Here is a 13,578-nt window from a genome sequence, read left to right on the forward strand (position 1 = left end):
TAATATAACTTAGTACTATAATTTTATAATTGAATTAACATTTGTTTAAGTATAAAAAAGGCTTACTTTTTCTTGAAAAATGATTTCAATTTTATAAAAAAATAGAAACCCCAATTCTATAATTTTTTTCATTCAGATAGATACCCCAAATGCTATCGATTTATTTGATTACCCACAGATACCCCATTCTGCCGATTTTAGTCTATATCGTTACGCATATCGTATTCGTTATTAATAATTTTAATTTCTTAAAATATGAAAGCATTTCTACCTAAAACCGGAATTTTTACTGTTGTTTTTTTAATTGCGAATTTGTTTTTTGAGGGTGTTGCTTTTGGGCAAATTACCCAGATTACAGGCTCTCCTCAAACTGCGAATACTACTACTACAACCCTAACGATCACTAGACCCTCGGGACTTGCAATTGGTGATGTGATGTTTGCTAATATCATGCAAACTGATAATGATGGTAATACAGGTGGCGATTTGACAAATGCCAGCCGTAGTGGATGGACTGTGGTTGATGGTAGGCAAATAGGAATTGGAGGAGGAGGAAGTGGAGATGAATGGTACGGTACTCTTTTATATAAGGTGGCTGACGCAACAGATGTAGCTGCTACAAATTTTGCATTTACTTTGGATAGCGATGTCAATGGAGATGATGGTAATTTAGGTTCAATAGTTGCTTTTAGGGGAGTAGACGTAACAGGAGGTGTTCAAGCCGATGGAACACCGTCAGGGCCTTTTGATCTTGATCCTGGCATTATAAATAGTATAGCAAATGACGCTACTTTTACAGCAACTGGAATTACAACCACAACCAATGATTCCGCTGTTATCATGTTTGGATTGCAAACTGACAACCAAACAATTAGTAATTGGAGACTAAACAATGTACCAGCTTCTTTGACTCAATTATATGATAGCCAATACAGTCCAAACAATTTAGATATGGGTGTAGGTGCTGCTTGGGCAATTAAGCCGGTAGCTGGTAGTACTGGTACAGGTACAGCAACTCTCGCAAATAATAGCTCAAACGGTGGGATTTTAATTGCGCTTAAAAAATTATGTTTACCAATTACTACGTCAGCTGGATCTAACAGCCCAGTTTGTATTGGATCTGCAATAAACCTTACAACTACAGATGCAACAGGAGGTACATCTCCATATAGTTACAACTGGGTAGGTCCAAATGGGTATACTGCAAGTACTCAAAATCCGATAATTTCTAGTTCAACTCTTGCTATGGTTGGGACTTATACTGTAACGGCTACAGGTGCGAATGGATGCAAAGGTACTAGTGATATAGCAATAACTATGAATCCCTTACCACAAGTGTCTGATTTTAGTGGAAATACATTGTGTGAAACTGGGGCAGGATTATTACTGGTTGTTGAAAATTCTAGTGCAGGTCCATATACGGTTGTTTACAATGATGGCTCTATTCAAACAGTAAATGGAGTAGCTTCGGAAACACAATTTAATCCAGTAAATAATCCAAGCACTACCACGAATTATACTCTAGTTTCTGTTACCGATGCCAATGGTTGTGTTAGATCTGGTGGGTTTATTGATGATACAGCTACAATAACAATAGAGCATGAACCGATAGCCACAGTAACGCCACCAATATCGCCGGAAACAGTTAATATAACAATTTGTTCAAGCGGAAGTGCGACCGTTAGTGGTGCAGCTGCATCTAACGGTACAATATTATGGACACATAACGGTAATGGAACATTAAGTGATGAAACTACGCTAACACCTACTTATATGCCTGCATTGTCAGATACAAGCAATAATAGTGGCGTTGTCACTTTGACAATGACAGTTAGCAATGGTACCTGTTTACCAGCAACTGCAGAATATTATGTAAAAGTGCTAGTTGGGCCTTCAGTGAATGCAGGAGTAGATCGAATAGTTTGTTCCTTAACTCCAAATGTTTCCTTGGCGGGATCTGTGCAAGGGGCAGTAGATGAAGGTAAGTGGACAACTAGTGGTACAGGGACGTTTTCGCCAAGTGACACTGCATTTGGAGCAACCTATATTCCATCATCTGATGACATAACTGCTGGTACTGTAACCTTAACTTTGTCTTCATTTGACCCTTTTGATGGAGATCCAGAGTTTCCTTGTTATGCTTCGGTATCTGATGAAATGATAGTTACTATTGAAAAAGCCCCAACAGCAACAGCTGGAGGAAGTCAGTCGATTTGTGTAGGTAGTAGTGCAATTGTAAGCGGGACAACAGCCTCTGTAGGTGATACCATACAGTGGACAATCGATCAAACAACTGCATATACAGGGGAAGGTTCAATAAGTGATGCAACGTCATTAACACCTACATATACATCTGCAGCTGGTGATTCAGGTCATACTGTGACCTTAAAGATGACAGTTTCCAATAATTCATGCCCATCCGCTACAGCAGCTTATACCATAGTGGTTAATCCTTTGCCTATAGATAGAAGTTTAATAGGAACAGCACCAATTTGTTCCGGCACTACTGCAACTATCCAAGTTGACAATTCTGAGTTTGGGATTCAGTACCAATTGTTAGATTCGAATGATCAACCTACGGGAGGTCCTGTTGCGGGAACTGGAGGTGTTATTGATTTACAAACAAATCCCTTGACGAATACTGCTAATGCTGCTATTATTGTAACAGTCAAAGTGTTGGCAACTAATATTTCTGTTACACCAAATTGTTCGAGACTGATGCCTGAGACAATAGCGATAACTGTTAATCCGGCACCTGTGAATAGAACTTTTGCAGTGGCGGCAACTCCTATATGTGCTGGAACCGAAACAAATATTACTGCAGTATCAATTACTCCAGCTACGCCTCCTACTACTTATGAGTTGAGAAAAAGTACCGATCTTAATACAGTAATTAGTACTGTTACAGGAAATACAGGAGGAGCCATTAGTTCTCCAAATTTTGCTACAGGGAATTTATCCACTACTACTACATTCAATGTGTTGGCAAGAATTGAAGCAACACAGTGTACAGCGCAAATGACGGTAACACCAACGGTAACCGTAAATCCTGTAATTTCAAATAATACAATCAGTGCAGATCAATCTATTTGTAATGCAGCAGCCCCGGAAACATTGGTAGGAAGTACTCCTACGGGGGGTAATGGAAGCTATAATTATTTGTGGCAACAGAGTACTGATGATTTTGTAGCAAATACGGCAAGTGCCAGTACTGCAAATAGTTTAAATACTACTAAAAGTTATACTCCACCGCAAAATTTAGCACAAACAATGTGGTATAGAAGAGTAGTAACATCAGGTCCAGCAGCTCCAGCTGTAAATCAATGTAGCGATATTTCACCAGCAGTCAAAATAACTGTTATTCCTTTGCCTGCTGTTTATTCTGTAACGGGAGGCGGGGCATATTGCGTAGGAGGAACAGGAATGCCAGTTGGATTAAGCAATTCACAGGCCAATGTTAATTACCAATTGTATTTGAATGGTTCTCCTGATGGTTCTCCTGAAGTTGGAACTGGTGCTGCAATCGATTTTGGGAACAAAACAGTTGAGGGTACTTACACTGTGGTTGCAAAAGATATTTTAGCGATTGGTAACGATTGTATATCGAATATGAATGGATCTGCAACAATTATTATTAGTCCTATTCCTAGCACTGTTGGAGCATCGGTTTGTATCGGTGAAAGTGGTGAGTTGACTTCTCCGACTGTATGCCCACGAGAAGCACCAATAACCACACCAGCAGCTAACGCCAGTTCAGCTGCCAACGTAGGAACGGTTGCTTGGGTAGATCCTACCGATATTTTCTCTGATAATGGTAATCCTTCAACTGTTAGTAATGCTACCACAACTGTTACTACATCGGGTAGCCTCCAAGGGAAGAATTATGGTTTCGAGATTCCCGCTGATGCAGAAATAAAGGGAATTACGGTTTTTGTTAATCGTTACTTCTCTGGTAATGGTAGTGCTCAAGATAATTCAGTTAGATTGATAAAAGGAGGGATTATTGCAGGGACTGAAAAAGCAGTTTCGGGCAATTGGTCCACAACAACATCAACCGTTGTTTCTTATGGAGGCAATGCCGAATTATGGGGTGAGAGTTGGACTCCGGCGGATATAAATAATCCAAATTTTGGAGTTGCTTTAAAAGTGAATGTGGTAGGTGATACTAACATTTTTGGTACTCCACAAACTGGTAGTGCAAATGTAGATTACATGCAAATAACAGTAACCTATGCTTTAAACGGAAGTATTAAATGGTACACCACGGCTACAGGTGGTACATCGATTGGGACTGGTTCACCGTTTAATCCGGTTGGAGTTGCAGGTTCGGGCTTGCCAGATACAAATACTCCCGGAACGACGACTTTCTATGCAGAATGTTCTTCAGTTGAGGGTTGTCGTACACCAGCAGATTTTGTTGTGAACCCTTTGCCAATTATGACTTGTCCGGCCAATTCAGCAGTATGTATCGACACAGCTCTTTATGCATTAACAGAAGCTTCTCCAGCAGGAGGAACGTATAGTGGAATGGGAGTAAGTGACAATAATTTCAATCCAGCAATAGCGGGCGTTGGCCCTCATATTATAACATATTCTTACACGGATAGCAATGGTTGCACCAATACATGTACATTTACCATTACAGTAAATCCAGCAGTTGTAGCTAGCGGAACTCCAACAAATGTATTGTGTAACGGAGCATCAACCGGAGCAATCGATTTGAATGTTACTGGCGGAAGCGGTTCCTATACTTATCTATGGAGTAATAACGAAACTACACAAGATGTCAGTGGATTGGCGGCGAGTGTGACTCCTTATAGTGTGATAATTACAGAATCAAATGGATGCACCATATCAGGTACAACCAGTTTTACAATAACCGAACCAGCAGCTGTAGTTGCCAGCGGAACACAAGTAGATGTTCTTTGTAAAGGAGCTTCAACGGGTTCTATTGATTTGAGTGTTACTGGCGGAAGCGATTCTTACACCTACTTATGGAGTAATGGGGAAATCACACAGGATATTAGCGGATTGCCAGCCGGAATCTATTCAGTAACAATTACAGAATCCAACGGATGTGCCGTAACAGGTGATATTAGTTTTACGATTGCAGAGCCTACGATAGGATTGGTAGCAACCATAACATCACCTCATACAGATGTGGATTGTTTTGGCAATCAAACTGGTTCGGCTACAGTTGAGGTAACAGGTGGTACTCTTCCCTATGCTTACTTGTGGGATGATGGGGCTTCACAGACTACTGCCACAGCAATTAATTTAGCAGCAGGAAACTATACAGTAACTGTAACCGATGCAAATGGTAATGGTTGTATTTCAACAGCAGCTGTAACAATTACAGAGCCAGCAGTATTGGAAGCTAACATACCAGTACAAACCAATGTGGGTTGCTTTGGTGCCAGTACGGGTTCAGCCACAGTAGAAGTAACTGGTGGTACAGAGCCTTACGAATATTTATGGAATGATGGATCAGCACAAATTACCGCCACTGCAAGTAGTTTGGAAGCTGGAGAATATATGGTAACAATAACAGATGCAAATGGTTGTGTTACAACAGCAACGGTAACGATTACAGAGCCAGCAGCAACGGTAGCAACAGGAACACAAGACAATGTATTGTGTAATGGAGCAGCAGATGGATCTATTGATTTGAGTGTTAGTGGCGGAAGTGGTTTATACACTTACGAATGGAGCAATGGAGCAACGACACAAGACATTGTCGGATTGTTAGCAGGAACTTATAGTGTAACAGTAACCGATACTGGGGGATGTACGGTAACAGGAACCACTAGTTTTACCATTACTCAACCAGATGCAGTAGTAGCCAGCGGAACGCAAGTAGATGTTCTTTGTAAAGGAGCCTCAACGGGGTCTATTGATCTGAGTGTTACAGGCGGAAGTGATTCTTACACCTATTTATGGAGCAATGGGGAAACCACCCAAGATATAAGCGGATTGGTAGCAGGAACTTATTCAGTAGTAATAACAGAATCCAATGGATGTGCAGTAACAGGCGATACTAGTTTTTTGATTGTAGAACCTGCGATAGCATTGGCAACAACCATAACATCACCACATACAGATGTGGATTGTTTTGGTAATCAAACTGGTTCGGCTACAGTTGAGGTAATTGGCGGAACTCTTCCATATACTTACTCATGGAATGATGGAGGATCTCAGAATACAGCTACCGCAAATAATTTGGCAGCTGGAGAATACACTGTAACTGTAACCGATGCAAACGGAAATGGATGCGTTTCATCAGCAACAGTAATAATCACAGAGCCAGAGGTGTTGGCCGCTTCCATAACTTCACAAACCAATGTGGGTTGCTTTGGAACCAATACAGGTTCGGCTACAGTAGGAACAACTGGTGGTACAGAGCCTTACGAATATTTATGGAATGATGGATTAGCACAAATTACCGCCACCGCCAATAATTTGGAGGTTGGGGACTATATGGTAACAATAACAGATGCAAATGGCTGTACCACAACGGCAACTGTATCGATTACAGAATCTGATGCAACAGTAGCCACAGGAACACAAGACAATGTATTGTGTAATGGAGGAGCAGATGGAGCCATAGATTTGAGCGTTAGTGGCGGAAGTGGTTCATACACCTATTTATGGAGCAACGGAGAAATTACACAAGATATTAGTGGATTGGAAGCGGGATCTTATAGCGTAACGGTAACCGATACAGGAGGCTGTGCGGTAGCAGGTACTACCAGTTTTGTTATTACTGAACCAGATGCAGTAGTAGCCAACGGAACACAAATAGATGTATTTTGCAATGGAGCCTCAACTGGATCTATCGATTTAAGTGTTACTGGCGGAAGCGGTTCTTACACCTACTTATGGAGTAATGGGGAAACCACGCAGGATATTAGTGGATTGCCAGCTGGAACCTATTCTGTAACAATTACAGAATCCAATGGTTGTACCGTATTGGGTATTGCGAGTTTTACCATTACCGAGTCAACATTATTAACTGCATCCATAACAGCACAAACAGATGTTGATTGTTTCGGCAATAGTAATGGTTCGGCAACTGTAACAGCTTCTGGAGGTGCTTCTCCATATAGTTATTCATGGGATAATGGAGGGGTACTAGATACCACTTCAGGTTTAAGTGTTGGGGACTATACTGTAACCGTAACCGATGACAGTGGCTGTACAACTACAGCAACTACTAATATCATTGTAGATGACAACGTAATCCCTACCGTAATTACACAAAATATAGAGGTTGAGTTAAGTCCAACCAGTGTTAGTATTACAGTTTCAGATATTGATAATGGTTCAAATGATAATTGCGGTATTCAATCAATGACAGTTTCACCAAGCAGTTTTACTTGTGCCAATATTGGTTCCAACATAGTGACCTTAACGGTAACAGATACCAATGGAAATGTAAATTCCGCTACTGCAACAGTAACTGTAAAAGATGTTATAGCACCAGCTATCATTGGAATGCCAACAAATAAAATAGTTAATGTTTCTGGAGGTAATTGTTCTTCATTGGTCAGTTGGACAGCTCCAACCGCAACAGATAACTGCGGAATGGAAAGTTTGCTAAGCAGTGATGAAACCTATAATGAAAACGGTTCTACATTATTAGGGATAGGAGAGCACACAATCACTTATACAGCTACTGATGTGAATGGTAATATCACTACCGCTAGTTTTACTGTAACAGTGGTTGATCAAATAGCACCTACTATAACTAATTGTCCAAGTAATATAACTGTAAATACTGATAATAATATTTGCGGGGCGAGAGTATTCTACATACAGCCAAATGTAAATGATTGTAATGGTGCTACTTTAAATATTAATAGTAACAGCTACTTGTCGGGCAATATATTTCCTGTAGGTGATACAATGGTGACTTGGACAGCGACTGATGCTTCAAATAACGATACAACTTGCAGCTTTATAGTAACTGTAGTGGATAATCAGGCGCCGGTGGCAAATGTTGCATCTTTACCAACAGTAACAGCCGAATGTTCGATAACTGTAGCAACACCAACAGCATCCGATAATTGCGACGGAAATATTAGTGGAGTACCAGATGTTTCAACAACCTTTAATACACCTGGATCACATACTATTAATTGGACTTATGAAGACATTAATGGAAACGAATCTTATCAAAGCCAAACAGTGAATATTACCGCTACACCTCCGGTTATCAATACACAACCGGTTAGTTTGGCTAAGTGTGAAGGGCAATCTGCTACATTCAGTGTTAGTTCTTCTGCAATTGGATATCAATGGCAAGTTAACGCTGGCGGCGGCGGATGGGTAGATGTTGATTTTGAGACTAGCAGCAGTTTAAATATTCCATCGGTAACACCTGATATGAATGGAAATCAATACAGAGTGATTATCAATGGTTCATGTGGTAGTACAGCGTCTAATGAAGTGACATTAACTGTAGATAGTTTGCCAACGATAAGTGATCTAGCGAATCAAAACTTGTGTAACACTTCAAGTTTTGCATTGGCACAAAGTCCGCTAACGGTTGGAACAGGGCTCTGGACTTTAATAAGCGGAAGTGCAAGTATTACAAATGTAAATTCTCCAAACACAGATGTTACAGGAGTGGCAGTGGGAACAAGTGCAAAAGTAAGATGGACAGTAACTAATGGATCTTGTAGTGTTTACGATGAGGTAACAGTAACGAATACGATATTGCCGTCTGTAAGTAATCAGCCAGATCAAGCCTTGTGTAATATGTCTAGCTTTACGATGACACAAAGTATACCATCTGCTGGAACAGGAGTCTGGACTCTAGAAGCAGGAAGTGCAACTATTACAACACCTAATTCGCCAACAACAACAGTTACAGGAGTGACAACAAGTGCCACATTACGATGGACGGTGACAAACGTAAATTGCAGTAGTTATGATGATGTAATAGTAACCAATACAACATTGGATCCAGTTAGCGATCAGGCTAACCAAACCTTATGCAACACATCGAGCTTTACGATGACACAAAGCGCACCATCTATTGGAAGTGGAACATGGAGCATAATAAATGGAAGTGCAAATATCACTTCTCCAAGTTCTCCGGTCACAACGGTGACTGGATTGGCGACAGGAACTAGTGCAACCCTTAGATGGACAGTAACCAGCGGTTCTTGTACTGCATACGATGATGTAACAGTAACAAATACCTCTTTGCCATCTGTGAGCAATCAACCCGATCAAACCTTGTGCAATACGTCTAGCTTTACAATGACCCAAAGCGGTTCAGGTTCATGGAGCTTAATAAGCGGAAATGCAGCAGTAACCATCACGACAATTAGTTCTCCAACCACAACAATAACTGGTGTGCCAGTGGGAACAAGTGCAACGGTAAGATGGACAGTTGGCAGTGGCTCTTGTACTGCTTATGATGATGTAACAGTTACTAATAATAGTACTCCACCAACAGTAAGTAATCAACCGGATCAAACACTATGTAATACTTCAAGTTTTACAATGACACAAACTGGTTCAGGTACATGGACAAAGTTAAGTGGTACAGGAACGATTACAACACCAGGATCCCCTGTTACAACGATTACAGGAGTGTCAGTTGGGACAAGTACAACGGTTAGATGGACTGTTAGCAGCGGTGCTTGTACTGCATATGATGACGTAATAGTGACAAACAATGCGGCTTCTTCATTTGCAGCATCGATAGCTAGTAGTAGTCCAGATGCATTCTGCAGTGGTTTGGTACTTACAGTGAATCCTTCAGTAGCGGGCAGTTATTCTTATTTATGGAGTCCAGGAGGAGCAACTACACCAAGTATCACATTGTATAATTCATCCTCTGCTGGCACATATACAGTAACGGTAAGTCAATCAGGCGGATGTGGTGGAACTGCACAGGCTAGTTATAATTTCCAACCACAAAATGTTATTAATGACTATACTATTCTTGGTTTTACTGATGTAAATTTGGGAGACAAAAACTTTGTTCAAACAGGAAGTGTCGGGGTTACAAGACCTTTGGGTTATGCAAAAATTGGAATGAACAGTACAGTAGCAGGGCCAGGAGGATTTGTGAAAGCAAGGTTTATTACAGTTGGGTCTATGTCTAATGTTCCTACGAGAATCTATAGTCCAGTTACTGTGACTTTACCTAATATGCAGGTAAATTCCACTAGTACAACAGGATTGTCTGATTTGAGTATTCCAAATAATACCACAGTAACTAAAACTGGAAATTATAAAAATGTAACAATTGGAACCAATTGTAATGTGACCTTTACGACAGGAACGATTTTCGGTTCAGTAACTATTGGCAGAAGTAGTCAGGTTAAATTTAATGCCAATAACACTGGCGTATTGAATGTTAACAGCATAAATATGGCTGATGGTACCGATGCTTCACCTACTAAATTACTCTTTGCTTCCAATATAGCAGTAAGAGTAAAAACGGCTGTGAATGTTGGTAAATCATCTTTGGTAAATCCAACAGGAGGTTACAAAGCGGTCTTCTATATTGGTGGTAGTGAATTTCGTGTGATGCCGGGTGGAAATGTAACTGTAAATGCCAGTATATTCGCTCCGAACGGAACAATCAGAGTAGAAGGTGATGCTGTTAAAAACACCTACATGAAAGGCTTTAATATTGCCAGTAGAGTTGTTTCGACAAATAAAAACATTTATTGGAATCAGTTTGACTGTTTGAACCCTTCAGCTAAAACTATTGATGTAGAGAATGTTGTAGCTAAAGAAATTGATCCAGTTAGACCAGAAGTAGCTCTCTTTGATGTGAAAGCATATCCTAACCCAAGCAATTATCAATTCACTCTTGAACTGGAAGGTGGCAATGCCGATAAAATTGAAATTGAGGTATATGATATGCAAGGCAGACATATCAAACATATTGAAAGTGAATACGACTTACCTATTGTGTTTGGAGAGGAATTACCGGCAGGCACCTATCTTACAATAGTAAATCAAGGTTCTAACCGAAAAGCACTCAAACTTATTAAAAAGTAATTTAAAAACTAATAATTACCAACAAAGCCATCTCGTTTAATTGCAATGCCCCCAAAAAGTTAGACACTATTTGGGGGCATTTTTATACAAAAAAAGCCGAACATTGTTGTTTGAATTTTTGTCGTCTCTCTGTTCAATTTTCTTACTCCTTTTTGGTTGATTTAAAGCGACTTGCAGATATTTATGTTATAAATAATTATTTTATCGAAAATAGGCTGCCAAGATATATTTAGAATATTTACAGGTTGGAGTCAAAGGCCAAATTGAATATATTGAATAATTTTGTTAAGTTTGCTGAGAATTATTATTACTCAAAACAAAAAAAATTGTCAAATTCTTACTTAAATCACGATACTGTTATAATTAATCGTTTACGTAACGGAGATAAGCAGGCGCTAACAGAATTGTACAATGAATTTTGGCAATTGTTATTTGTTTCCTCTTACAATGTTATTAAAGATAAAGAGTTGTGTGAAGATATAATTCAAGATATTTTCATGAATATATGGAACAATCGAGAAAAGTTAGAAATAAACATCTCTTTAAAAGGCTATTTGTATGCTTGTGCAAGATATCAGGTTTTCAATCAGTTTAAAAAGAACAAGAACAAAGTTCATGTAGAATTTTTGGATGATCTCGATAAACGCTTTCAACATTCAACCCCGGAAACCCAAATGATGCATGAAGAGTTAGTGCAACAAATAAGTTCGATTATCGAAACCCTTCCCGAAAAATGTCAGTTGGTTTATAAATTAAGTCGAGACGAGCAATTAAGCCATAAAGAAATTGCTGCACGTTTAGACATTTCTACAAAAACGGTCGAAAATCATATTACCAAAGCACTTCAAGTTATAAGATTGTCAATGGGCAGTACGGCCAGTATGGCAATGGTTTTGTGGCTTTCAAAAAATATCTTCAAATAGTTAAATATCTTCGGTTTTAGTGTCCTTGCTTTTGGATTGTCTTGTTGTATAAGCAAAACAAATTATTTTTGTACAGTTAAGTTTTTTTATTCCAATTAAATTTACTAATGTTTTTCTCATAAAGTTACAAATATGTAGTTTTTTGCTTTTTTTCTGGTTGTTCTGTAAATTAAACAGTCAGAAGTTAGGTAAAATATGAACTCTTGTGAAGTACAGCAACTAGACTGTTTGTCTATTGTTTAGCGTTTTTTTATAAGAAAATAAAAAAAAATAAAAAAAAGTGACATCTCGACTAGGGGGTATATGCCTTTTTATACACTTACTACTATTACTCCTGAATAATATAAAAAAAAATGGAAAAAGAAGAATTTTTGGTGTTATTAGATAGATATCTTTCTGGTGAAACCAATTTGGAGGAGAATAAATTACTGTTGAATTATTACGAAAGTTTTCAAACCTCCAAAGATTGGAATGAATCATTAGGAACGAAAGAAGAAATTGGAAGTAAAATGCTAGCTCGTCTTCAAAATGCATTGGAGACTGAGGAAGTTAAGGTCTTGCCAATAAAGCCATTTTATTCAAATACTGTTTTCAAAATTGGCATTGCAGCTTCGGTTGCGATTTTAATTTCTATATCTGTATTATTCAACAAAAATGATGTTGAGAAGCAAAGCATTCCGATTGTTGTGAATAATGCTATTATGATTGGTAAAGATAAAGCAACATTGACTTTAGAAGACGGATCGATTATAGCATTAGAAAAAGGTAAAGACTATACCGCTGGAAATCTAAAAAGCAATGGAGAAAAATTAGTTTATAACTCAACAAATAATATAAGAGCAGGAATTGCGAATAACTTTTTGACCATTCCAAGAGGAGGTCAGTTTTTTGTACAATTATCAGACAGTACGAAAGTTTGGTTAAATTCAGAATCCCAGTTAAAGTACCCTGTAGCTTTTGTTGACGGAGAAACTAGACAAGTAGAATTATTATATGGAGAAGCTTATTTTGAAGTGTCACCAAGTACTAAACATAAAGGTTCCAGATTTAAAGTGAAAACTCAAAATCAGAATGTCGAAGTGATAGGAACCGAGTTCAATATCAAAGCTTATAAAGATGAAACTGCTATTTATACCACATTAGTTGAAGGTAAAGTAGCGATTAGCAATGCAATAGCAAAACAAATTTTGGCACCAAATCAGCAGTCAAAAATAAGTCTCAATAACAACAGTATAGACATCTATTCAGTCGATGTATATAGTGAGATTTCTTGGAGAAAAGGACTCTTTGTTTTTAAAGGAATGACTTTGAAAGAAATTTCAAAAGTATTATCACGTTGGTACGATGTAGAAATCATATTTGCAGATCCTGTACTAGGGAACGTAAAATTTAATGGGGTGTTAAATAAAAATCAAAACTTCGAAGATATACTAACTACAATCAAGAATATTAACTTTATTAATGCCTATGAAATAAAAAACAAGAAGATAATAATTAGATAAAAAAGAAAAGGGAACAAAGTTTAGACCTCTCACAGTACCGCACTTTATCCCTTTCATGTATTAATCAATTAATTAATTTTTAACCACTAACTAACCAATTAACATGTAAATTTATGAATTTTAAA

General features: G+C 38.5%; 3 protein-coding genes. All 3 read left to right on the top strand.

Annotated features, from left to right (window positions below):
* Positions 1–255 precede the first annotated feature (255 nt).
* The 3 genes from B0E44_RS11695 (at position 256) to B0E44_RS11705 (ending at position 13,453) form a co-directional block, all read left to right on the top strand.
* On the top strand, positions 256–11,028 hold the full coding sequence (locus B0E44_RS11695) for an HYR domain-containing protein (RefSeq protein ID WP_077375095.1): 10,773 nt from the start codon (positions 256–258) through the stop codon (positions 11,026–11,028).
* Between the two features lie 326 nt (positions 11,029–11,354).
* A complete protein-coding gene (locus tag B0E44_RS11700) occupies positions 11,355–11,951 on the top strand; it encodes an RNA polymerase sigma factor (protein WP_165688791.1) in 597 nt (198 codons plus the stop codon).
* 353 nt (positions 11,952–12,304) lie between these two features.
* Positions 12,305–13,453, top strand: a complete 1,149-nt coding sequence (locus tag B0E44_RS11705) for a FecR family protein (RefSeq protein WP_077375101.1) — start codon at positions 12,305–12,307, stop codon at positions 13,451–13,453.
* The last annotated feature ends 125 nt before the right edge of the window (positions 13,454–13,578 follow it).

It is taken from the genome of Flavobacterium sp. A45, from assembly GCF_002001005.1.
In the GTDB taxonomy this organism is placed as follows: domain Bacteria; phylum Bacteroidota; class Bacteroidia; order Flavobacteriales; family Flavobacteriaceae; genus Flavobacterium.